The following is a 24,011-nucleotide window of genomic DNA, read 5'->3' as shown; positions in this document are numbered from 1 at the left end:
TGTGACCGGGGTGGTCCCCGCCCGCGTGGGCAGGGACCACCCCGCCGCCGTCAGCGGTGCTCGCCCACGCGGATCACCCGCAGCCCGGGCGAGGACAGGATGTCCTTCTCGCAGAACCGGGAGGTGACCCACTTCCCCTCGGAGAACAGCCGCGTCTGGTCGCTGAAGTGCGGCGAGTTCGGGTTCGAGGACTGGGAGTAGGTCAGCAGCGTACGGGCGACCGGGCAGCGGCCGCCGTCCCACCCGACGGCCTGGATGTACGAGGACCCCGTGGTGACCTCGGTGTAGCCGCCGGCCGCCGCGTCCCACACCGGCTCGACCTTGTTCCACACGCCGAGCGACTCCGTGCCGCCCGGCACGGGGATGCGCCGATCGCCGCGGACGACGACCTGGTGCGCGCCGAGCGTCGTATCCAGCGCGATGCCCGCCGCCCGCATCTCGCTCACCGCGTCGGCGAGGGCCGTGGCCACGCCGGGCGCTCGCGTGTTGAGCGTGTTCGGCGTGTGGACGGGGTCCGTCGCCGAGAACGGCACCTTCCAGAGCTGCGCGGGCGCGGTCACGGCGGTCAGTCGCCGCCAGAACCGGTCGAAGAGCAGTGCGCCGCGGCTGCCGGTCTTCATCGAGTGGTCCCACGCCTTCAGCACACCGCACGCCTCGCTCACGTCGACGGCCTTGCCGTCGCTGCCCGTCGCCGTCCCACCGGGCAGCGCGGCACAGGCACGGGCCGAGTCGTCGGCGATGAGGTCACCCGAGGTCGCCCGGTTCGCGAACTGCTGCGCCTGTAGGTCCCGTACGGTCAGCTCGCCCTTCGCGGCCATCGCGGACACGTCCGCCTTCGCGCCGCGCGCACGGCTCGACAGCGGCGAGCCGATCGGCCCGAAGACCCGTTCGTACCCGGTGAGCGGCCGGTCCGTATTGGCCAGCCAGGCGCTGTCGTTGGAGTTCTCCGCGTACGGCGCGTCCTTGAGGACCGGCATGTGCGCGGGCCCGAAGATCCCGGGCTGTACGGCGTCGGGGTCGCTGCCCGGCGCGCAGTCGCCGCGGGAGCCGTCGAGGACCGCGATACCGGACGACGGATAGAGGGCCTTGCCGAGCGCCGTCGAGCAGCGCTGGGCCAACTCGTCGGTGATGCGCGGGAGGACCTGCGACTGCGTGAACAGCGAGTGTCCGCCCGAGTCGGCGGCGATCGTGTTGATCCAGGGCAGCCCCTGCGTGCGCCTCAGCGTCGTGAGGACGTCGGCCGTGCCGCGGGCCCGGCCGAAGCCGAGGGCGGTGTCGGGGGCGCGCAGGTTCTCGGCGTTGGGGTCGTTGAGGGCGTACGCCGTCGTGGACGTCCAGGGCAGCGGGAGTCCCGCGCCGAGCGAGGTGACGACCGGACCGTAGCGGGTCCACCACTGGGTGCGGGTGACGGGCGGGCCGCCCCGCGCCTCGACGGTCACGGTTCGCCTCGTCATCCGCTCCGGCTTCCCGTCCACCAGGTACGTCGTCGGGTCGGCCGGATCCAGCGTCAGCTGATGGAGGTTGAGCGTGACACCGGTGGCGACGGTATGGCTCCAGGCCATCCGTGCGTTGTGCCCGATGGAGACCGTGGTGGAGCCGAGCAGCGCGCCGCCCGCCACGTTCAGCTCTCCGGGGATCGTCTGCTGCGACTGCCAGAAACGACGGCCGCCCTGCCACGGATAGTGCGGGTTGCCGAGCAGCAGCCCGCGGCCGTTGGCCGTGGTGGCACCGCTGAAGGCGACCGCGTTGGACCCCATGTCGGCGGTGTCGAAGAGTCTTCGGGCGGCGCGCGCGGCACTCTGTGCGTCGGGTATGCCGACGGCCGTACGCGCGGCGGTCGTCGCGGGCGGCCGCGCGGCCGTGATGCCGTCGACCGCGCGGCCCTGACCGCCGAGCACCGCCAGCGCGAAGGTACGCGCGGCCACGTCCACGGCGGTCACGGGCCGGACCCAGGAGGCGCCCCGGCAGGCCGGATCGGTGATCCGGTTCTGGGCGAGCCAGGCGTTGTAGCCGGCCGCCCAGCCCCGCATCAGATCCTTGGAATCGCGGCTCGGGCCCCGTGGCGCGGGCTCCGCGAGCAGTTTCTCCACGGTGCCCGTCGCCCGCACGCCGCGGAAGTAGAGGTCGCTGGAGAGGTTCTCGGCCGCCGAGGACAGCGAACCGTCCGGCGCCGCGTCGGGACCGAAGAAGCGGGAGCGTTCGCCGCGCAAGGTCACGAACCCGTCGGCGAGGGTGCACACCTGGTCGGCGGCCTGCGCCCAGCCGGTGCCGAAGCCGAGGTCCGGGTAGTTCTTCGCAAGGATGTGCGGAATGCCGTACTCGGTGTAGCGGATCACGGCGGACAGACCGCCGGAGGACGGGTGGGACGGAGAGTGCTGACGCTCCTGGCCGTTCGCGGCGGTCGCGGGCAGCGCGGCCGAGGCGGTGAGCAGGGCGACGGCCAGGACGGCGAACCGTCCGGGGCGGATGCGCATCGTGCCTCCCGACATCATTGAGGGAAGGGGCGGTTGAGCGTAACAACAGCCACAGACGTGTGACCTGGTGTCAGTAGGTTCCACGGCGGGGTTGATCCTCTTCGCGCCAAGTGCGCGGGACGCTTGACCCCGTTCGCGGGCCGGAACGAGGATCACGGCACAGCAGCCGGACGAAGGAGCAGGTCATGACGGCGGGTCAGAACCCCACGGTGGCGGCGGGCCGGAGCGCCACGGTCGACGGGGTGCTGCGGCGCAGCGCCCGGCGGACCCCCGAACGCGTCGCGATCCACTACCGCGACCGGTCCTGGACCTATGCCGAACTCGACGAGGCCGTCTCCCGCGCGGCCCAGGTGCTGCGTTCCTCGGGACTGGCTCCGGGCGACCGTGTCGGTGCCTACGGCCACAACTCGGACGCGTACCTGATCGGCTTCCTCGCGTGTGCGCGCGGCGGGCTGGTGCACGTGCCGGTCAACCAGAACCTGACCGGTGACGACCTCGCGTACATCGTCGGACAGGCCGGCTGCGGACTGGTCCTGGCCGACCCGGACCTGGCCGGGAACCTCCCCGAGGGAACCCGCGTTCTCGCCCTGCGCGACAGCGACGACTCGTTGCTCGCGCGACTCGACACGACCACGCCGTACGACGGACCGGAGCCCCGCGGCGAGGACCTGACGCAACTCCTCTACACCTCCGGCACCACCGCGCAGCCCAAGGGCGCCATGCTGACCCACCGTGCGCTGGTGCACGAGTACCTCAGCGCGATCACCGCCCTCGATCTGCAGGCCGGTGATCTGCCCGTGCACTCGCTGCCGCTCTACCACTCGGCGCAGATGCACGTGTTCCTGCTGCCCTATCTCGCGGTCGGCGCCGTGAACGTCATCCTCGACGCGCCCGACGCCGGGCAGATCCTCGACCTGGTCGAGGCCGGTCACGCGGACAGCCTGTTCGCGCCGCCCACCGTCTGGATCGGACTGTCCCAACGCCCCGACTTCGCCACCCGTGACCTGAGCGGACTGCGCAAGGCGTACTACGGGGCGTCGATCATGCCGGTGCCGGTTCTGGAACGGCTCCGGGAGCGGCTGCCGAAGCTGGCGTTCTACAACTGCTTCGGCCAGAGCGAGATCGGACCGCTGGCCATGGTCCTCGGACCCCACGAGCACAAGGGGCGGATGGACTCGTGCGGGCGGCCGGTGCTGTTCGTCGAGGCGCGGGTCGTCGACGAGTCCGGCAAGGACGTGCCCGACGGGGAGCGGGGCGAAATCGTCTACCGCTCACCGCAGTTGTGCGAGGGCTACTGGGACAAGCCGGAGGAGACCGCGGAGGCCTTCCGCGACGGCTGGTTCCACTCGGGGGACCTCGCCGTGCGCGACGAGGAGGGCTACTTCACCGTCGTCGACCGGGTGAAGGACGTCATCAACTCCGGTGGCGTGCTGGTCGCCTCGCGCCAGGTCGAGGACGCGCTCTACACACACGACGCCGTCGCCGAGGTGGCCGTGGTCGGGCTCCCCGACGAGCGGTGGATCGAGGCGGTCACGGCGGTCGTCGTCGCCCGTACCGAGGTCACCGAGGCCGAACTCCTCGCCCACGCACGCGAGAAGCTCGCCACCTTCAAGGCGCCCAAGCGGGTCATCTTCGTGGACGAACTGCCCCGCAACGCCAGCGGAAAGATCCTCAAACGCGAGCTGAGGGACCGCTTCGCGGACGCACGGGCCGAAAGCGCCCAGGGGTAGGGCGCCCTGGCGGAGACGGCCGACAACCGTCGCGTTCGACCGTCACCGGTCGCCCCGGGACGGGCTCGGCGCGGGCGCACTCCTCGACCTGGGCTTCCACGGACCGCTGTTTCCCGCCCCGCCCCGCTTCGAGCGCGTCCGCACGTCGATCGCGGGCCACTTGGTGTCGGGGCTGCGGCCGTCGGTCGCGGTGGCCGCCGCGGGTTGCGGCGCATGCGTCAGTGGGCCGCAACCCGCCGGCCTATGCGTCAGTGGGTCGCCTGCGTCGCCACCGAGCGTGCCCACCGGTAGTCCGCCTTGCCGCTGGGCGAGCGCTGGATGGTGTCGGTGATGACGAGCTGGCGGGGGATCTTGTAGCCGGCCAGGTGGCCCCGGCAGTGGGTCTGGATGTCCTCCAGCGAGGGACTGCCCGCGCCCTCGCGCAGCTGGACGACCGCCGCCACGTGGTTGCCCCACTTCTCGTCCGGCACCCCGGCGACCAGTGCGTCGTACACGTCCGGATGGGACTTCAGGGCCTGTTCGACCTCCTCCGGATAGACCTTCTCGCCACCGGTGTTGATGCACTGGGAGCCGCGGCCGAGGACGGTGACGATGCCCTCTTCGTCGACTGTCGCCATGTCGCCGAGCAGCACCCACCGCTCGCCGTCCTTCTGGAAGAAGGTCTCGGCGGTCTTCTTCGGGTCGTTGTAGTAGCCGAGGGGCACATGGCCGCGCTGTGCGACCCGGCCGGGCTCACCGACGGCGACCGGTTCGTACGTGGCCGGATCCACCACCTGCGTACGGGAGTTGACCCGTAGCCGGAAACCCTGTCCGGCCCCCGAGTCCGCGGTCGCGGTGCCGTTGAAGCCGGACTCCGAGGAGCCGTAGTTGTTGAGCAGCATCACGTTCGGGACCAGTGACTGGAACTGCTCACGCACCGTCTCCGACATGATCGCGCCTGACGAGGACACGCTGAACATCGAGGAGCAGTCCGTGCCCTTCATCGGCCCCCGCAGGGCGTCGATCAGCGGGCGCAGCATCGCGTCGCCGACCAGTGACATGCTGGTGACCTTCTCCCTCTCCACCGTCCGCAGGACCTCTTCGGGCACGAACTTGCGGTGGATCACGACCCGTTGGCCGAAGTTGAACCCGATGAACGCCGTCAGTGTCGAGGTGCCGTGCATCAGCGGGGGAGTGGGGAAGAAGGTGATGCCCTCGCCGCCGGCCGCCACCCGCTCGGCGAGCTCCTCCGGCTTCGTGACCGGCTCGCCCGTCGGGGCCCCGCCGCCCAGCCCGGAGAAGAACAGGTCCTCCTGGCGCCACATCACACCCTTGGGCATGCCGGTGGTGCCGCCGGTGTAGATGATGAACTGGTCGTCCGCCGAGCGCGGCGGGAAACCCCGCTCGGGGGATCCGGCGGCCTCGGCCTCGGCGAAGTCCAGGGCGGGCAAGGAGGCCGCGTCGGCCGCCGCGTCCCCCACCCGCAGGAGATGCCGCAGCGCCGAGGCCCGCGGCAGTGCCGCCGCCACCCGGTCGGTGAACTCCGTGTCGAAGACCAGCGCCACCAGATCCGCGTCCCGGTAGAGGTAGACCAACTCCTCCTCCACGTAACGGTAGTTGACGTTGACCGGCACGATCCGTGCCTTCAGGCAGCCCAGCACGGTCTGCACGTACTCGACGCCGTTGTAGAGGTGCAGTCCGAGGTGCTCGCCGGGGCGGATGCCGCTGTCGATCAGGTGATGGGCGACGCGATTCGCCGCCGCGTCGAGTTGCGCGTACGTCAGACGGCGCTCCGCGCCCGTGCCCGGATGGTCGATGTACACGAGCGCCTCGCGGCCCGGAACCACGTCGACGACCGACTCGAACAGGTCGGCAAGGTTGTACTCCACCGCTCCTCCTGACGTCGTGCGTCCGGTCCCGCCCCTCGGCTCGACGGCCATCAGAGCAAAGCCCGCCACAACTGGGAAGGGCCCGCGCAGAAGAAATCTGACTGTCTGTCAGAAAACTCTTGTACTGGTCCCGCGCCTACTGCAACCTGTTCTCGTTCCAGAGAGCCTGTCTGACGGGAGGACGACAATGGGTGGTACGGAACACCTCACCGTGCAGCGCGAAGGCGCCACACTGGTGCTCACGCTCAACAGGCCCGAGGCCAAGAACGCGCTCTCGCTGCCGATGCTCGTCGGTCTGTACGACGGCTGGATCGAGGCCGACGAGGACGACGCGATCCGCTCGATCGTGCTCACCGGTGCCGGGGACGCCTTCTGCGCCGGCATGGACCTCAAGGCGCTGGCCGGGCGGGGCATGGAGGGGCAGCAATACCGGGACCGGCTGAAGGCCGACCCCGATCTGCACTGGAAGGCGATGCTGCGCCACCACCGCCCCCGCAAACCGGTGATCGCCGCCGTCGAGGGTCACTGTGTCGCGGGCGGTACCGAGATCCTCCAGGGCACCGACATCCGGGTCGCGGCGGAGTCGGCGACCTTCGGGCTCTTCGAGGTCAAGCGCGGGCTGTTCCCCATCGGCGGCTCCACGGTCCGCCTGCAACGCCAGATCCCACGCACGCACGCCCTGGAGATGCTCCTCACAGGGCGTCCGTACTCGGCCCGGGAGGCCGCCGGGATCGGTCTGGTCGGACACGTCGTGCCCGACGGGACGGCGCGGCAGAAGGCTCTTGAGATCGCCGAACTGATCAACGCCTGCGGTCCGCTGGCCGTCGAGGCGGTGAAGGCGTCCGTGTACGAGACCGCCGAGATGACGGAGACGGAGGGCCTCGCGGCCGAGCTGACCCGCGGCTGGCAGATCTTCGACACGGCCGACGCGAAGGAAGGCTCCCGAGCCTTCACCGAGAAACGCCCACCCGTCTATCGGCGCGCGTGACGTCCGGGGTCGTGACGGTGCGCGGGGCCGACGGGCGTGACAGCGGCCTTCTGCGGCCGGGAGGGGAGACCCGAGGTCCTGGGTTCTGCCTCCGGGGGAGCGCTCGATCCTCTCCTCCCCCCCCCCGGTACGGAGTCACCACGTGCTTGACCCTCCGCCTCCCCCCGACGGAGTCACCACGTGCTCGAAACTCCCCCTCCCCCCGACGGAGTCGTGACGCGCACGATCCCCCTCCCCTAAGGAGACAACCGGGATGCCCGAAGTCCTCAAAGCCCCCCTCGTCGTCGAGTTCCCCTTCACCCGATCGCTCGGCCCCGTCCAGAGCGCGTTTCTCACCGGGCTGCGTGAGCGTGTCGTCCTGGGCGTGAAGACCGCCGACGGCCGGACGCTCGTCCCGCCCGTCGAGTACGACCCCGTCACCGCGGAGGACCTGGGCGAGCTCGTCGAGGTCGCCCCCACCGGCACCGTCACCACCTGGGCCTGGAACCACGAACCCCGTCGGGGCCAACCCCTCGACACCCCCTTCGCCTGGGTCCTGGTCCGGCTCGACGGCGCGGACACCGCCCTGCTGCACGCCCTGGACGCGCCGGGCCCCGAGGCCGTACGCACCGGGATGCGCGTGCGTGTCCGCTGGGCGGCGCAGCGCACCGGCGCCATCACCGACATCGCCTGCTTCGAGCCGTACGACGGAGACCGCCCGCAGCTCGCGGGTCACGACGGGCGGTTCGAGGACATGGTCACCGGCATCGTCGCTCCCGCGCGCCTCGACTACGTCTACTCGCCCGGCCGCGCCCAGTCCGCCTACATCAACAGCCTCTCCTCGCGGCGCACCGTGGGCGAGCGCTGCCCGTCCTGCCGCAAGGTGTACGTCCCGCCGAGGGGCGCGTGCCCCACCTGCGGTGTCGTCACGTCGGAGCAGGTGGAGGTGGGCCCGCGCGGCACCGTGACCACGTACTGCATCGTCAACATCAAGGCCAGGAACCTCGACATCGAAGTGCCGTACGTGTACGCGCACATCGCCCTCGACGGCGCCGACCTCGCGCTGCACGGCCGGATCGGCGGCATCCCCTACGACCAGGTGCGCATGGGGCTGCGGGTGGAGCCGGTGTGGACGGAGGGCGGCCGCTATCCCGACCACTACCGGCCCACCGGCGAACCGGACGCCGCGTACGACACGTACAAGGAGCTGTTGTAGATGCCGCCCATCAGGGACGTCGCCGTCGTCGCCTTCGCGCAGAGCGACCATCTGCGCACCACCGACGAGCTCTCCGAGGTGGAGATGCTCATCCCGGTCCTGCACGCCGTCCTCGACCAGACCGGGCTGAAGACCAGCGACATCGGTTTCACCTGCTCCGGTTCGAGCGACTACCTGGCGGGCCGCGCCTTCTCCTTCACCATGGCCCTCGACGGGGTGGGCGCCTGGCCGCCGATCTCCGAGTCGCACGTGGAGATGGACGGGGCCTGGGCGCTGTACGAGGCGTGGACGAAACTGCTCACCGGGGACGCCGACACCGCTCTGGTGTACGGGTACGGGAAGTCGTCACCCGGATCCGTACGGGACGTGCTGACCCGTCAGCTCGACCCGTACTACGTCGCGCCCCTGTGGCCCGACTCCGTCGCCCTCGCGGCCCTCCAGGCGCAGGCGCTCATCGACGCAGGCGAGACCGACGAGCCCGCGCTGGCGGGGGTGGCGTCCCGCAGCCGCACTTCGGCCGCCACCAACTCCCACGCGCAGCTGCGGGGTTCGGTGGCCCAGGGCGAGTACCTCGTACGGCCCCTGCGCGTCGGCGACTGCCCGCCCGTCGGCGACGGCGGCGCCGCCGTGATCCTCGCGGCGGGGGAGCGGGCCCGCGAGCTGTGCGAGCGGCCCGCCTGGATCCGGGGCATCGACCACCGCATCGAGGCGCACGGCCTCGGCGTGCGCGACCTGACGGACTCACCGTCGACCCGCCTCGCCGCCGAGCGGGCCGGAGCCTTCGAACGGCCCGTCGACACCGCCGAGTTGCACGCGCCGTTCACCTCCCAGGAGGTGGTCCTGCGCAAGGCGCTGCGGCTCGGCCAGGAGGTGCGCGTCAACCCGTCCGGCGGCGCCCTCGCCGCCAACCCGATCATGGCCGCCGGGCTCATCCGCATCGGTGAGGCCGCCGCCCGCGTCCACCGGGGCGAGTCCGACCGGGCGCTCGCCCACGCCACCTCCGGGCCCTGCCTCCAACAGAACCTGGTCGCCGTACTCGAAGGGGATCCCCGATGAGCAAGGAGCCCGTGGCCGTCGTAGGCATCGGCCAGACCAAGCACGTGGCGGCCCGACGGGACGTGTCCCTCGCGGGACTCGTCCGCGAGGCCGCCGGGCGGGCGCTCGCCGACGCCGAGTTGACGTGGGCCGACATCGACGCCGTGGTCATCGGCAAGGCGCCCGACTTCTTCGAGGGCGTCATGATGCCGGAGCTGTACCTCGCCGACGCGCTCGGCGCGGTCGGCAAGCCCATGCTGCGGGTGCACACGGCGGGTTCCGTCGGCGGATCCACGGCCCTGGTCGCCACCAACCTGATCGCGGGCCGCGTCCACGGCACCGTCCTGACCCTGGCCTACGAGAAGCAGTCCGAGTCGAACGCCATGTGGGGCCTGTCCCTGCCGATCCCCTTCCAGCAGCCGCTGCTGGCCGGGGCGGGCGGCTTCTTCGCGCCGCACGTACGGGCGTACATGCGGCGCACCGGCGCGCCCGACACCGTCGGCTCGCTGGTCGCGTACAAGGACCGGCGCAACGCGCTGAAGAACCCGTACGCCCATCTCCACGAGCACGACATCACGCTGGAGAAGGTGCAGGCCTCGCCCATGCTGTGGGACCCGATCCGCTACTCGGAGACCTGCCCGTCCTCGGACGGCGCCTGCGCGATGGTCCTCACCGACCGGGCGGGGGCGGCCCGCGCGCCGAGGCCGCCCGCGTGGCTGCACGGCGGCGCGATGCGCAGCGAGCCGACCCTGTTCGCGGGCAAGGACTGTGTGTCGCCGCAGGCGGGCAAGGACTGCGCGGCCGACGTGTACCGGCAGGCGGGCGTCGCGGACCCGCGCCGTGACATCGACGCCGTGGAGATGTACGTGCCCTTCTCCTGGTACGAGCCCATGTGGCTGGAGAACCTCGGTTTCGCCGAGGAGGGCGAGGGCTGGAAGCTCACCGAATCCGGTGTGACCGAGCTTGACGGGGACCTGCCCGTCAACATGTCGGGCGGTGTCCTCTCCACCAATCCGATCGGCGCCTCCGGCATGATCCGCTTCGCCGAAGCGGCACTTCAGGTGCGCGGTCAGGCGGGAGAACACCAGGTGGAAGGGGCTCGCAGGGTGCTGGGACACGCCTATGGAGGGGGATCCCAGTTCTTCTCGATGTGGCTGGTCGGGGCCGAGCCGCCCACCTCCTGAAAGCGTCCCCCTCACGTGGCCTGTCCGCCGCCGGAACCGATCGCTAGGCTGGCGGCGGACGACGAACCGGGAGGAGCACGGACGTGGCCGAGAGCACCATCGAGCAGCACCCGCTGGCGGGATGGGACAAGCCTGAGCTGGACCTCAGCAACGCCGAATGGCAGTCCAGCAGCCGAGGGCGGGGAGACGTCCAGATCGCTTTTGTCGAGGGCTTCATCGCGATGCGCAACAGTGGCCGTCCCGCGAGCCCTTCCTTGATCTTCACACCGGCCGAGTGGGGCGCGTTCGTGTCGGGCGCCCGCGAGGGAGAGTTCGACCTGACCTGAGCCGACCTGACCGACCCGACGTCGAGACTGCGAGCCGACGCCCGGTACGAGGAGGCGATACGCGACGTGGGTCCCGTCCCGGGGCCGGTGCCCGAGCCGGGGTCCGGTCCCAGGACGAGGCTTCCTCTTCGGGACGGGCGATCCGTGAACGGCACGGCGGCCCCGATCGACTGAATGGCACGGTGACCCCGAGGGATTGAACGGCACGGTGGCCTCGTACGACTGAACGGCATGGCGCCCCGTACGGCTGAACGGCATGGCGGCCCCGCGCGGCTAATGGGTGCACGTGTACCTATCATTAGCGTCATGGCGGACTCGATCGACGCGGACACCCGGCTCGCCCTGGACCTCGCCCTCACCATCCGGCACGACGGACAGGGCGGAGTGGCCGACGACCTCGCGGAACCCGGTGGACTCACCACCTGGGTGCGCGGGCACGCCGACCTGCTGCCCGGAGCCGACGCCTTCGTCGCCGACGCCGCCGCGCTCGCCGCCGTACGCGACCTGCGCGCCGCGGTCCGCGCCCTGTTCGCCCGCGCCGTGCGCCCCGGCGACCCCAGCCCGGCCGACGCCGCACGGCTGCTTCCCGTACCCCAGGCCGTGCTGTGCCTGAACACCGCCGCCGCCCTCGCGCCGACCGTCCCCGTCCTCACCTGGGACGACGGCGCCGAACCCGTCGTACGCCGGCAAGCCGTGGGCGGCGCCGCTCCCCTCCCGGCACTGCTCGCCCGCGCCGCCCTCGCCTTCCTCGCGAGCCCGGACAGGTCGCGGCTGCACGCCTGCCACGCGCCGCGCTGCGTGCGCTACTTCATCAAGGAACACCCGCGACAGGAGTGGTGCAAACCCTCGTGCGGGAACCGTGCACGTGTCGCCCGCCATCACGAACGGCACAGGAAATCCGCGCAGGCCGTGGGGGATTGACCGAAGAATCCGGTCGGTCGGCAGAAGCCCGCGCCGGGTAGCGGCGGAAGGGCTCCCCACGAGGCGCTACGAGCGTACTCTGAGGTCCCTGGAGGTCACGGTACGCATCCGCTCCCCGCGTGGACCGCACCACCGTGGCCAGGGGGTGGATGATGGGACAACGCGCTGTACGCAGCAGAAGGACACTCTTCGAACGGGAGGGTGAACTCGCCGCCGCCGACGAGGCGTTGCACGAGCTCACCGGTCTGCGCGAGGACGGAACCGAAGCATCCGAGCGGCCCCGCGGCGCGCTCCTCGCCTTCGCCGGACGCGCCGGAATCGGCAAGACCACGCTCCTCGCCGAGGTACGGCGGCGCGCCGCGGCCCAGGGCTGCACGGTCCTGTCCGCGCGCGGCGGCGACCAGGAACAGGGCGTGGCCTTCCACGTCGCCCGCCAGCTCCTGCAACCCCAGCTCGCCGGGATCGCGGAGGCGGAACTCCGCGCCCAACTGGGGAGTTGGTACGCGATCGTCGGTCCCGCGCTCGGCCTGTGCGCCCCGTCCGAGGGTGCCCCGCCCGACCAGCAGGGCCTGCGCGACGGCCTCGACTGGGTGCTCACCCACCTCGCGGTGCAGCGCGCCCCGATGGTGCTCGTCCTCGACGACGCGCACTGGGCCGACCCCGAGTCACTGAGCTGGCTCGCCGCCTTCGCGCCGCGCGTCGAGGAACTTCCGCTGCTGCTCGCCGTCGCCTACCGGCCCGACGAACTCCCCGACCACGCCGAGGCGTTCAGGAGCCTTCCCGGACGCGCGGGCCTGCGTCCCCTCGACCTCGAACCGCTCAGCGCCGCCGCCGTCGCCGACCTCGTCCGCGAGGACCTCGGCACCCAGGCCGACGACGTGTTCTGCCGCGAGTGCTGGGCGGTCACCGCGGGCAACCCCTTCGAGGCGGTGGAGCTGACCGCGAAGGTCCGCGACCGCGGGCTGGTCCCGACCGAGGAGGGCGCGCACCTGCTGCGCGACCTCGCCGCCGCCGTCAAGGGCAGCGGCCTGATCGCCCGCCTCGAACGCCTCGGCGCCTCCACCGTGCGCTTCGCCTGGGCCTGCGCCGTCCTCGGCACCGAGATCCCGCCGACCCTGGCCGCCGCCGTGGCCGGCCTCGGCTCCGAGGAGGCCGCCGACGCCGCGGACGCCCTGCGCGGCGCCCGTATCCTCGCCGGCGCCGACACCCTGGAGTTCGTCCACCCCCTCATCGCCACCGCCGTCTACCGCGCCATCCCCGCCGCCGTCCGCGTGGCCCTGCACGGCCAGGCCGCCTGGTGCGTCATCAACGAAGGGCTCGGCCCCTCCGCCGCCGCCCGCCACCTCATGGAGACCCACCCCGAGGGCGACAACTGGGTCGTCCAGCAGCTGCGCGCCGCCGCCCGCGAGACCCAGCGCGCCGGAGCCCCCGACGCCGCCCGCCGCTACCTCGCCCGCGCCCTGCGCGAACCGCCACCCCTCAAGGAGCGGGCCGCGGTCCTCCACGAACTGGGCTGCGCCTCCCTGCTCACCGAACCGGCGACCACCGTCAACCACCTCCGGGCCGCCCTGGAAGAACCCATCACCGACCCGGAACTGCGCCACAACATCGTCTACCGGCTCTCCCAGGTCCTCGCCCACAGCGACCGGCTCGCCGAGGCCTCCGAGACACTGGCCCGTGAGATCCGTATGACCGGCGACGCCCGGGTGCGGCTGCGGATGCAGTCCGAACAGTTCATGTGGGACGCCTTCCGCGCCGACGAACCCGACTCCCCGGCCCGCTCCCGCCGCCTGACCCGCCTCGCCGACCGGCTCACCGGCCGCGACCTCACCGAGCGCTATGTCATCGGCCTGCGCGCCTGGGACGCCACGCTGCGCGGCGAGCCCGCCCACGTCGCGCTCCACCACGCCGAACGCGCCCTCGCCGGAGGGATCCGCTGGGCCGAGGCCGACCGCGGCTTCGAGGTGCCCGTGCTGGTCGCCTTCACCTTCATGTACGCCGACCGCCCGGGCCGCACCGAGGAACTGTTCGCCGCCGGGATCGCCGACTTCGAGTCCCAGGGCTGGCACGGCGCCCACCTCTCCTTCGGCTACACCCTCCTCGGATACGTCCGCTACCGCCGCGGCCGACTCGCCGAAGCGGAGGACTTCGCCCGCGCCGGCCTCAGGCTCGCCGAACGCGTCGGCGCCCGAACCCCCGTCCACTGGTACGCCGTCGGCGTCATCATCCAGATCCTGCTCGCCCGCGGTCGCGTCACCGAGGCCGCCCAGATCGGCGAGGAGCACGCGTTCGGCGCGCCCTTCCCGGCCGCCGTCACCTTCCCCGACGTCCAGACCGTGCACGGCGAACTGCTGCTCGCCCGCGGCCTCACCAAGGAAGCCGCCGCCGAGCTCGAAGCGGCCGGACGCCGCCTGGACCCGCGCGGCATGCGCAACCCCTCCTGGTGCCCCTGGCAGCTCCACCTCGCCCGCGCCGAAAAGCACGACGCGCCGGAACGCGCCGTCGCCACGGCACTCGAAGCGGTGCACCGCGCCCGCCAGTTCGGCGCCCCCTCGGCCGTCGGACAGGCACTGCGGGCCGCGGCCGACGTCTCCTCCGGCTCGACCCGCGTCAAGCTCCTCGAAGAGTCCGTCAGTCACCTGGAGCGCTCCCCGGCCGCCTATGAACTGGCCTGCGCGCTGGTCGCCCTGGGTACCGAACTGCGCCGCTCGGGCTCTCCCAAGGAAGCCGCCGAACATCTCTACCGAGGACTGGACGCGGCCATGCAGTGCGGCGCCGACGGCCTCGGCGACGAGGCCCGCGCCGAGCTGGCCGCCGCCGGACTGCGCCCGCGCCGCCTGCACAGCACCGAGACGGACACCCTCACCGCCCGTGAACGCGCGGCCGCCGCGCTCACCGCACGGGGCCGCACCACGACCGAGGTCGCCGAGGAGCTGGGGACCGAGGAGCCGACCGTCGTCCGCCTGCTCTCGGCGGTCTACCGGAAGGTGGGCACGGACCGTACGGGACTGGCGGCGGCGCTGGGCCAGCAAACGGCCCGGTAACCACGCGCGCCCGGTCCGGCAACCCTCCACAACCGGTCCGGCGACCGCGCACAGCCGGTCCGGCAACCAGGCACAGCCGGGGCCGGGGGCCACGCGCGCCCGGTCCGGCAATCATCCGCAACCGGGTCCGGCAGCCACGCACAGCCGGGGCCGGGGGCCACGCACGGGGGACGCCCCCGAGGCCCGGTTCGCGCCCGGGCACGTACCATTGCGGCATGTCCTTCCTCCGCCGCCGCAGCGCCACGCCCGCCGGGCCCGACTTCGACGTTCTGGCCATGGATCCGGGTGACTGGCCGGGCAATCTCGGTGCCGGTCTGCTGCCCGCCCCGGACGGCAGCTGCCAGGGTGTCTTCCTGCGCTACGACCTGTTCGGCGGCCGTGGGCCCGCGATGATCATCGGCAATCTGCCCGAGGGCTCCCCGGCCCGCGAGGTCGCCGAGGACGAGATCCCCTTCGAGGTGGCCCAGCTGCTGCTGGCGCTGGAGAACGACGAGGAGGTCACCGTCACCGGGACCGAGGACATCCCGGTGATGCAGGGCGACGGTCTCCTCATCGTGCGCCGTCTCAAGCTCTCCGAGACCCGCATCTCCTGCGTGCAGTTCGACCGCAGCGACAACGTCCTGGTGACCATCGCCGCCTGGGACCGTCCCATCACCGACGACCTGTACGCCCTGCTGAAGCCGCTGCCGCCGGAGCTTTTCCAGCAGGGCTGAGGCCCCGGCGCCGCCTTCAGGCGGCCGGCTGCCACCCGAGTGCCGGACCGAGCCGGGTGGCGAGGTCGGTGAGGATCTGCACGTAGTCCTCGTGCCCGAACGTGAACGGCAGCGCGAACGCGACCTCGTCGACCTCCCGGAACGCGGCGTGGGCGTACAGCCGTTCGGCGATCTCCTCGGAGGTGCCGACGAGATCGGGCGCGAACATCATCCGGGCCGGGCCCTGCGGGGTCGCGGTACGAGGAGTGCGCTTCAGGGCGTACTCCTCGTACTTCTCGCGCTGCTCGGGTGAGGCGCTGTCGGTGGGAATGACGACGAGGCCCTGGGAGACCCGGGCACGGTCGCCGTCGGGGTGGTGGGCGCGGAACGTCCGGATGTGCGACCGCTGGATCTCGGCGAAGTCCTCGGACTCCTCCGCCTTGACGACACTGCTGGTCAGCAGGTTCATCCCGTGCTCGCCCGCCCACTGCGCGGAGCGCAGGCTGCCGCCCCCGTACCACATGCGCCGGCCCAGACCCGCGGCGTGCGGCTGGACGCGGTCGGAGAACACCTCGAAGCCCTCGACGCCGCTGAAGTCGGTCGCCGACTTGCCGCGCACGAAGTCCAGCAGCCGTTCCACGCGGGCGTAGCCGAAGTCCTCGACGTCGCCGGTGTCGGGGTAGAGGGCCTGCTTGACCTGGTCGTAGTGCATCGGCGGGCCGACGCTGACGCCCGGGTTGAGGCGGCCCCCGGACAGGATGTCGACCGTGGCAAGGTCCTCGGCCAGCCGCAGCGGGTTCTCCCACCCCACCGGGATGACCGCCGTCCCCAGCTCGATCCGGCTGGTGCGCTGCGAGGCCGCCGCCAGTACGGCCACGGGGGAGGAGATCCCGTACTGGAGATGGCGGTGTCGCACCCACGCGCTGTCGAATCCCAGCCGCTCACCGAGCTCGATGATCTCCAGCGTCGACTCGTGACCCCGCCGCGGGTCGGCCTCGTCGAACAACCCGATGGTCAAGAAGCCCAGCTTCCGCAAGGGGTGTGAGGGCAGTGGCACGAGGCTCCTCCAACGTTCGCGACGATCTCTGTTGAACAGTCGAACGTCAGCGCCACGGCGGCTATGCCCAGGGTGGCAGGCGCTTTCCGCGCTCCCGCCCCGACGTCCACGGAGTCCGCGGGGTGGCGCGGTTGCGACATGTCCCATCCGCGCCATCGGGAAACGGTGACATCGCGTCCGGCGGCAGCGGATTCTGTGCAGCACCCGAATGAAGATCTCCTCACGCGCACGACCATGCACGGAAAGGTGCCGATCAGATGAGACGCATCCGCCTCGCGGCGGTGATATCGGCCGGCCTGGCGCTGACCGCCGGCGGCATGCCATCGGCGGCCGGCGCGGCTGGTGTGTCCGGTACGGCCGGGACGACCACGACGGCAACGGCAGCCACGGCTGTCTCGGGGAGAGGCTCGGCGGGTGGCAGCGCCACCGTGCGGCTGATCACCGGCGACCGTGTGACCGTCACGACGGACGGCGACGGCAAGCGGATCGCCGCCGTCGAGCCCGGCAGCGGCAGGCGCGGCATCCTGTTCCGGACCGTGGAACAGGACGGTGACCTGACGGTTCTGCCCTCCGACGCCCAGGACCTGGTCTCCGCCGGGCGCCTGGACCGGCAGCTGTTCAACGTCAGCGCACTCATCAAACAGAAGTACGACGCGGCGCACACCGACACGCTCCCCCTGATCATCGGCCGCCCGGCCGGTGTCCCGGCCACCGCGGTGCGCAGGCTCACCACGCTGACCGAGGACGACGCGCCCGTCCGCGCGCTGGACAGCATCGACGCGCAGGCGGTCCGGATCTCCGACGACGACCTGGGCCGGTTCTGGAAGCAACTCGCCCCCGCCCCGAACAGGGTGAGTGCCGCGGGCGTGGCCGCCACGCCCAGGATCTGGCTCGACGGCCGGGTGGACGCCACCCTCGACCGCAGCACCGGACAGATCAACGCCCCGGCGGTCTGGAAGGCCGGGTACGACGGTACCTCCGTCAAGGTCGCGGTACTCGACACCGGTGTCGACCAGACACATCCGGACCTGGCCGGACGCATCAGCCAGGCGAAGGACTTCTCGGGCAGTTCCGGGACCGGTGACGTCTTCGGTCACGGCACCCACGTCGCCTCCACGGTCGGCGGGACCGGCGCCGCGTCCGGCGGCACCCGCAAGGGGGTGGCACCGGGCGCCGACCTGCTGATCGGCAAGGTTCTCGGGGACGACGGCTACGGAACCGAGTCGCAGGTCATCGACGGCATGGAGTGGGCCGCCGCCGAGGGCGCCAAGGTCGTCAACATGAGCCTGGGCTCGGACGAGGTGAGCGACGGCACCGACCCGATGAGCCTCGCCGTCGACGAACTCAGCAGCACCAGCGGCGCCCTGTTCGTGGTGGCGGCCGGCAACAGCGGAGAGCAGGGCCAGGAAACCATCGGCTCGCCCGGCGCCGCGGACGCCGCACTGACCGTGGGCGCGGTGGACCGCGACGACTCACTCGCCCCGTTCTCCAGCCGCGGTCCGCGCCACGGCGACCGTGCGGTCAAGCCCGATGTCACCGCGCCGGGCGTGGGCATCGTCGCGGCCCGCGCGGCGGGCACCACCATGGGCGAACCGGTGGACCAGTACTACGTGGCCGCCTCCGGTACGTCGATGGCCACCCCGCATGTGGCGGGCGCCGCCGCCCTGCTCGCCCAGGCGCATCCGACCTGGAGCGGACAGCGGCTCAAGGACGCGCTCATCAGCACGGCGCACACCGTCGGGGGACAGCAGGTGACCGAGGAGGGCGGCGGCCGGGTCGACGTGGCCGCGGCGGCGCTCGGACCGGTCACCGCCACCGGGAGCGTGGCCCTGGGACCCTATGGGACCGGCGGCGACAACGGCGCCCCGCGCACGGCCACCGTCCGCTACACCAACACCTCGGACAAGGACGTCACCCTCGCGCTCGCGGCCCACCTCGCCACCACCGGCGGCCGGGAACTCACGACCGGTGCGCTGCGGCTCGGCTCCGACGCGGTGCGGATCGCCGCCGGTGCCACCGTGGACGTGCCGCTGACGGTGGACCCCTCCCGGGCCGGCCGGGGCGACTACTACGGCTATGTCACCGCCACCACGACCGACGGCGCGGTCAAGGTCCACACCACGGTGAGCATCGTGGTGCACGGCCCCACCCACAAGCTCACCGTCACCACCTACGACCACGACGGGAACCGCGTCCAGGCACTGCCCACCATCTGGGGCACGGACGGATTCGTCGGCTACGTCAGCACCGAGCCCGCCGTCGCCGAAGTCGAGGAAGGCACCTATCAACTCGACTACTCCAGCCTGGACACGGCCGACGACGGACAGGAACTGCGCCACGTCGTCCTGCCCGAGGTGAAGGTCACCAAGGACACGGCCGTCACCCTGGACGCGCGCAAGACCACCAAGGTCGACATCCGCACGCCGCGGCCCGCCGAACAGCGCGGCATCCTCGACTACCAGACCTACCGGCAGATCGACGGACACAGCCTCCTCCAGGGCACGATGTACTTCGACCTGGCCAAGCGGCTCTACGTCAGCCCCACCGCGGCCGTCACCGACGGCACCTTCGAGTTCGCCTCGCGCTGGCAGCTGGTCGCCCCGCTGCTCGAGGCGAAGGTGTCGGGCAGCGACCTCGCCCTCAATGCGTACTACATGCCGAGTTCACCGCTGTTCGACGCCGACGGCACCACCCTGACCGCCGTGGACGCGGGCACCTTCGCCAAGCCCGACTTCAGCCGGGCCCGCGGCAAACTCGCGATCGTCCGCAACGAAGAGGGCACGGACGAGCGGGAGTTGACCCGGCAGGCGGCCGCGGCGGGCGTACGCGGACTGCTGATGACCCACTTCGCCGACATCGCCTGGACGCGCTGGAGCCCCGACGGCGAACGCACCGCGGTGCCGACCGTCCGCGTCGGCAAGGCGGTAGGCGCCGCCCTGCTCGACCGGCTGAAGAAGCACCCGACCACCACCGTCAGGTTCACCGGAACGGCGAAGAGCCCCTACCTCTACGACGTCATGCAGACGTCGTCCCAACAGATACCCCGGCAGGTCGTGTACACGGTGTCCGAGCGCAACAGCGCGGTACTGCGGACCACATACGCCGACAACGGAGGAGCGCCCTGGGCCAGTGAACAGCGGTTCGCCCGGCGCCCCTACCAGGACACCGCCTGGTTGCAGTACACCCGCTATGTGCCGACGGGCTTCGTACGCACCGAGTACGTCAGCGCGAACGGCACGGCCTGGCTCCACCGGGTCCATCACACGACCACGTTCGACGTCGACATGCCGCTGGCCGTGGGCATGCACGACGCGCCGCGCACCTACCGACCCGGCGAGCACCTCGACGAGCGCTGGCAGGGGGCAGTGGTGCGCCCCTCGATCCCCCGGGGCACCACGACGCCCTCGGTACGGACCGGAGACGTACTGGCCCTGCGCATCCCGGAGTTCACCGACTCCACGGCGGGTCACTGGTCACGGCTGCTCGCCGGTGACGGCGGCGGGGTGGGCGGACTCGCCACGGCGGCCGACGCGCCGGGCGGTGACACGGCAGCCGCGGCGCTCTACCGCGACGGGGTGAAGGTCGCCGACGCCGACAGCGCCTGGACCGATTTCGAGGTCTCCCCGGGCGCGGCCGACTACCGGCTGGACCTGACGACCTCGCGCGTGGACGACGAGTGGGCGTTCGCCGCCCGTACGGACACCTCCTGGTCCTTCCGCTCCGCGACCACGGCCACGGCGACACCGCTGTCCCTGCTGCAACTCGACTACGACGTACCGGTCGATGCGCACAACGCGGTGCGAGGCGGACGGACGCACACCATCGGCCTGGCCGTCCGCGCCCAGGACGGGCAGCCCGCCCCGCAGGGAGTGTCCCTGCGCGTGGAGGTGTCCTACGACGACGGCAAGCACTGGGGCGGTGCGGCGGTCCAAGGCCGCGGACACAACGCCTTCCGGGCCACCGTCACCAGGCCCTCCGGCCACGGCGACGCGTATGTGACCCTGCGGGTCACGGCCCGGGACCGGCTCGGCAACAGTGTCCGACAGACGGTGCAACGCGCCTACCTGCAAAGGGGGTAGACACGGCCGCGCACAACGCGCACGGCGGGTGCACGGCGAAGCGACGCGGCCGTGCACCCGCCGCCCGTCCACACGGATGCAGTACGGTGTTCAACCGTTGGACGGGGTGGGACCAAGGAGAGCGCCGTGACACTGGAAGCCGCCGGGGTCACCGATGCCGAGGAGTCCGCCTACCGGATCCTGGTGACGATGAGCAACACCTCGGCGCGCGAATTCGCGATCCGCTCGGGTGCCACCACCGCGGACGCCGCAGGGACCCTCGAGGCGCTCACGGCCAGGGGACTGGCCAGTCACACCGACGGATCACCACGGCTCTACCGGGCCACGCCACCCGATGTGGCCCTCATGCCCCGGCTCAAACGCAACGCCGACGCCCTCGACCAGGCCCGCGCCACGGCCACCGCCCTGCTGGCGACCTACCGGGACACCATGCGCCGGCGCGACGCCGGCGAGCTCATCGAGGTGATCACCGGGGCGGACGCGCTGCGCCAGCACCTGCGCCGCATCCAGGCGGACACCCAGGACGAGATGCTGTGGTTCTGCAAGGCCCAGTACGTCGCCATGCCGTCGGGCAGCAACGAGGCGGAGTTCGACGCCCTGGCCCGCGGGGTGCGCTATCGGGTCCTCTACGAGAAGGCGTTCTTCGACGACGAGGGAGCCGTGGACAACGTTATCGAGGGCGTACGGGCGGGTGAGGTCGCCCGCGCGGTACCCCATCTGCCCCTGCGACTCGCCGTGTCCGACCGCGCCATCGCCATCTGCCCCCTCGTACCCGGTGGTCCGCACGGCAGCCCCGAGGAACCCACCGCGGCCCTGGTGCGCGACAGCAGCCTCCTCGCCGCGCTCATCGCACTCTTCGAACGCTACTGGGACGACGCCATCCCCCTGCACGTCGACGACACTGGAACGGTCAGCGGCACTGACGGGACATCCGGCGCCGACTCCCTCTCCACCACGGACCGACGGCTGCTCTCCCTGCTCGTCGCAGGCGTCACGGACAAGGCGATCGCTTCGCAACTGGGCCTGAGCAGGCGTACGGTCCAACGTCATATCCAGCAACTGATGACGTTCGCCGGGGCGGCCACCCGTATGCAACTGGCCTGGCAGGCCGCTCGCCGGGACTGGGTGTAGCGGAGACGGGCGCCGGGTCCCAGGGCCCCGGCGCCCGTCTCCGGGCAGTACGCCCCGCCATTCTCTGAATCTTCGCAGGGAATCCCGGCCTTCAGGCCGGGCGGGAATGCGATCCTCGGCCCGGAGGTGCGAAACGCCGGAGTTCTCTGCGCCTTTGTGGTGACGGTCAGGCTGGGCGCTTTTGGCTGTCGATCTAGTCCTTGACGACGCTCAGCGGTGCGCCGCCGCAGGAGCCCGCGAAGTAGGACGGGGACCAGAACACAGGCCCGGTGCCGATTCGGTTGATCCGGCCGGTGTACTCCGCCCGCAGGTAGCGGGAGCTGACGCCTTTGGGGTGTTGACGAGTTTAGACAGGGCGATTTTCGGTGGGTAGTGGACGAGCAGGTGGACGTGGTCGCCTTCGCCGTTGAACTCCCGCAGCTGTGCGCCGAAGCTCTCGCACACGTCCCGCATGATCGCCTCGCAGCGCGTCAGCATTTCGCCGTTGAAGACTTCCCGGCGGTACTGGGTGGCGAATACCAAGTGTGCATGGAGGTTATAAATGACGTGGTTTCCCCGGCGGATATCGGGATCTGGTTCCCAGCGTGGCGACATACGCCAAGGGTAGTAGGATCGAGCGAACTCGACCGGAGGGGGCGGGCGTTGGGGTGATCCGTGCGTACAAGTTCCTCATGCGGCCCACCGTCCGGCAGGCTCAGGCACTCGGCGAGATGCTGCGGGATCACTGCTCCCTCTACAACGGGGCGTTGCAGGAACGCCGTGACGCCTACCGGCATGTCTCGAAGACGAGCGTCAGGTACGGGATGCAGTCCGCGCAGCTCAAGGGGATCCGGGCGTTCGACCCGGAGCGTCAGGGCCGCTGGTCGTTCTCCTCGCAGCAGGCCACCTTGCGCCGTCTCGACAAGGCGATGCAGGCGTTTTTCCGCCGGGTCAAGTCCGGTGAGACGCCCGGCTATCCGCGTTTCCGCGGGGTGACCTGGTTTGACACGGTGGAGTTCCCGAAGGATGGGGACGGCTGCCGGTGGAACTCCACCCCGCACGACCCCGTTACTCGCGTCCGCTTCCAGGGCGTCGGCCACGTCAGGGTCCACCAGCACCGCGCCGTGGCCGGCCGGGTCAAGACCGTGTCGGTCAAGCGTGAGGGCCGTAAGTGGTTCGTCGTGCTCACCTCCGAGCAGGACCAGCCCGAACCGCTGCCCGCGACCGGCAGCGTGATCGGGATCGACTTGGGCATCGCGAACTTCCTCGCCGACTCAGGCGGCGGGTTCGTGCCCAACCCGCGCCACGGCCGCCGGGCAGCCGGAAAGCTCCAGGCAGCACAGCGGGCATTGTCCCGGTTCCCGCGCCGCAAGGCGAAGGACCGCACCGCCAGCCACCAGCGCGCGGTGGAGAAGGTCGCTCAGCTCCACGGCAAGGTGCGTCGCCAGCGGCTCGACCACGCGCACAAGACCGCGCTGGGCCTGGTCCGCGCACATGACGTCATCGCGCACGAAGACCTCAGGATCCGCAACATGAGCAAGGCCCCCGCGCCGAAGCCCGACCCCGGCCGGCCGGGCACCTTCCTGCCCAACGGGGCCGCCGTCAAGGCCGGGCTCAACGCGTCGATCAGCGATGCCGGATGGGGGGTGTTCCTGACGATCCTGCACGCCAAGGCTGAAAGCGCCGGACGGGAAGTGATCGCCGTGGACCCCCGCAACACCTCCCGCACCTGCCCCACATGCGGGCACACCGCGAAGGAGAACCGGCCCACACAGGAGAAATTCCACTGCGTCGCCTGCGGCCACAACGCCCACGCCGACACGGTGGGAGCCACCAACGTTCTACGGGCCGGGCTGGCCCGTCGCAACGCCAACCCGGCATAGCGAGAAGCCCCCGGCTTCAGCCGGGGGAGGAGTCACGACCGACGGTTCACTCATCGTGGAAAGCCTGAAGGTCGGTACCCACCTGAAGGACCTGCGGATAGAAGCCCGGGAGATCTATCGGTTCCGTCCGCAGAACGTCGGGCCCGGGCAGCCGGACGTCTGGACGGTCATCGAGTTCAGCGTGTCGGCGGCGCGCGCGGCGGAGGTCGCCGAGGCGATATCGGGGGCCTTGGACCAGCCCGGCTGGTACGCGGATCTGCGGTCCGCCGACGAGACGTTCGTGGTGTTCCCGGGGCGGGTTCTGCGTTATGCGCGGGGCGACCGTACGGCCCGGGCCGAGGCCCGGGCGCTGGGCTGGACCTTCGGGAGGCCGGAACACCAGCTCGACTGGTCGGAGTAACGACGGTACGGGAGCCGGGGCCGGG

The 24,011-nt window shown here is 71.5% G+C and carries 16 protein-coding genes and 1 pseudogene; 13 read left to right on the top strand and 4 right to left on the bottom strand.

The window, feature by feature from the left end; all coding sequences use genetic code 11:
* Nucleotides 1-50: 50 nt before the first annotated feature.
* Nucleotides 51-2,474, bottom strand: a complete 2,424-nt coding sequence (locus tag FNV62_RS08440) for a penicillin acylase family protein (RefSeq protein WP_144314991.1) — start codon at nucleotides 2,472-2,474, stop codon at nucleotides 51-53.
* 185 nt (nucleotides 2,475-2,659) lie between these two features.
* Between FNV62_RS08440 and FNV62_RS08435 the strand changes: the two genes are divergently transcribed.
* A complete protein-coding gene (locus FNV62_RS08435; protein ID WP_143607266.1) occupies nucleotides 2,660-4,204 on the top strand; it encodes an acyl-CoA synthetase in 1,545 nt (514 codons plus the stop codon).
* Nucleotides 4,205-4,452: 248 nt separating this feature from the next.
* Here FNV62_RS08435 and FNV62_RS08430 read toward each other — a convergent pair whose 3' ends face one another.
* Nucleotides 4,453-6,072 (bottom strand): acyl-CoA synthetase, encoded by a 1,620-nt coding sequence (locus FNV62_RS08430; RefSeq protein ID WP_144314990.1) that lies wholly within the window; start codon nucleotides 6,070-6,072, stop codon nucleotides 4,453-4,455.
* A 187-nt stretch (nucleotides 6,073-6,259) separates the two neighbouring features.
* On the opposite strand from FNV62_RS08430, the gene FNV62_RS08425 reads away from it, so the two are divergent.
* The 8 genes from FNV62_RS08425 to FNV62_RS08390 all read left to right on the top strand — a co-directional run bounded on the left by FNV62_RS08425 (nucleotide 6,260) and on the right by FNV62_RS08390 (nucleotide 15,478).
* Nucleotides 6,260-7,060: a crotonase/enoyl-CoA hydratase family protein gene (locus FNV62_RS08425; RefSeq protein ID WP_144314989.1), complete on the top strand. Its 801-nt coding sequence runs from the start codon at nucleotides 6,260-6,262 to the stop codon at nucleotides 7,058-7,060.
* A gap of 253 nt (nucleotides 7,061-7,313) precedes the next feature.
* Nucleotides 7,314-8,255, top strand: a complete 942-nt coding sequence (locus FNV62_RS08420) for a Zn-ribbon domain-containing OB-fold protein (protein WP_144314987.1) — start codon at nucleotides 7,314-7,316, stop codon at nucleotides 8,253-8,255.
* On the top strand, nucleotides 8,256-9,311 hold the full coding sequence (locus FNV62_RS08415) for a thiolase domain-containing protein (RefSeq protein WP_097283302.1): 1,056 nt from the start codon (nucleotides 8,256-8,258) through the stop codon (nucleotides 9,309-9,311).
* Nucleotides 9,308-10,474, top strand: coding sequence for a thiolase domain-containing protein (locus FNV62_RS08410; RefSeq protein ID WP_143607263.1), 1,167 nt, complete (start codon nucleotides 9,308-9,310; stop codon nucleotides 10,472-10,474). Before FNV62_RS08415 ends, FNV62_RS08410 begins: the two co-directional genes overlap by 4 nt.
* Nucleotides 10,475-10,557: 83 nt before the next feature.
* The gene (locus FNV62_RS08405) at nucleotides 10,558-10,800 is read left to right on the top strand and encodes a DUF397 domain-containing protein (protein ID WP_054232930.1); all 243 of its coding nucleotides are present in this window, start codon (nucleotides 10,558-10,560) and stop codon (nucleotides 10,798-10,800) included.
* A 306-nt stretch (nucleotides 10,801-11,106) separates the two neighbouring features.
* A complete protein-coding gene (locus FNV62_RS08400) occupies nucleotides 11,107-11,721 on the top strand; it encodes a CGNR zinc finger domain-containing protein (protein ID WP_144314985.1) in 615 nt (204 codons plus the stop codon).
* 152 nt (nucleotides 11,722-11,873) lie between these two features.
* Nucleotides 11,874-14,765, top strand: coding sequence for a helix-turn-helix transcriptional regulator (locus FNV62_RS08395; protein ID WP_143611084.1), 2,892 nt, complete (start codon nucleotides 11,874-11,876; stop codon nucleotides 14,763-14,765).
* Between the two features lie 215 nt (nucleotides 14,766-14,980).
* On the top strand, nucleotides 14,981-15,478 hold the full coding sequence (locus FNV62_RS08390; RefSeq protein WP_054232928.1) for a hypothetical protein: 498 nt from the start codon (nucleotides 14,981-14,983) through the stop codon (nucleotides 15,476-15,478).
* Nucleotides 15,479-15,494: 16 nt separating this feature from the next.
* Here FNV62_RS08390 and FNV62_RS08385 read toward each other — a convergent pair whose 3' ends face one another.
* Complete coding sequence (locus tag FNV62_RS08385) at nucleotides 15,495-16,514, bottom strand: LLM class flavin-dependent oxidoreductase (protein ID WP_054232927.1); 1,020 nt, start codon at nucleotides 16,512-16,514, stop codon at nucleotides 15,495-15,497.
* Between the two features lie 257 nt (nucleotides 16,515-16,771).
* Between FNV62_RS08385 and FNV62_RS08380 the strand changes: the two genes are divergently transcribed.
* Together FNV62_RS08380 and FNV62_RS08375 are read left to right on the top strand one after the other, a co-directional pair.
* On the top strand, nucleotides 16,772-20,593 hold the full coding sequence (locus FNV62_RS08380) for a S8 family serine peptidase (RefSeq protein ID WP_144314984.1): 3,822 nt from the start codon (nucleotides 16,772-16,774) through the stop codon (nucleotides 20,591-20,593).
* 126 nt (nucleotides 20,594-20,719) lie between these two features.
* Nucleotides 20,720-21,724: a helix-turn-helix domain-containing protein gene (locus FNV62_RS08375; RefSeq protein WP_144314982.1), complete on the top strand. Its 1,005-nt coding sequence runs from the start codon at nucleotides 20,720-20,722 to the stop codon at nucleotides 21,722-21,724.
* A gap of 193 nt (nucleotides 21,725-21,917) precedes the next feature.
* Here FNV62_RS08375 and tnpA read toward each other — a convergent pair.
* A pseudogene (gene tnpA, locus FNV62_RS08370) lies at nucleotides 21,918-22,318 on the bottom strand (IS200/IS605 family transposase).
* A gap of 53 nt (nucleotides 22,319-22,371) precedes the next feature.
* Here tnpA and FNV62_RS08365 point away from each other — a divergent pair.
* Both FNV62_RS08365 and FNV62_RS08360 read left to right on the top strand, forming a co-directional pair.
* Nucleotides 22,372-23,586 carry an RNA-guided endonuclease InsQ/TnpB family protein gene (locus FNV62_RS08365; RefSeq protein ID WP_144314980.1) on the top strand — a complete coding sequence of 405 codons (1,215 nt, stop codon included), beginning with the start codon at nucleotides 22,372-22,374 and terminating at the stop codon, nucleotides 23,584-23,586.
* Nucleotides 23,587-23,641: 55 nt separating this feature from the next.
* Complete coding sequence (locus FNV62_RS08360; RefSeq protein ID WP_205523139.1) at nucleotides 23,642-23,986, top strand: hypothetical protein; 345 nt, start codon at nucleotides 23,642-23,644, stop codon at nucleotides 23,984-23,986.
* The last annotated feature ends 25 nt before the right edge of the window (nucleotides 23,987-24,011 follow it).

It is taken from the genome of Streptomyces sp. RLB3-17, from assembly GCF_007113425.2.
Classification (GTDB): Bacteria; Actinomycetota; Actinomycetes; order Streptomycetales; family Streptomycetaceae; genus Streptomyces; species Streptomyces mirabilis_D.
This window is presented reverse-complemented; position numbering and strand designations above follow the sequence as displayed.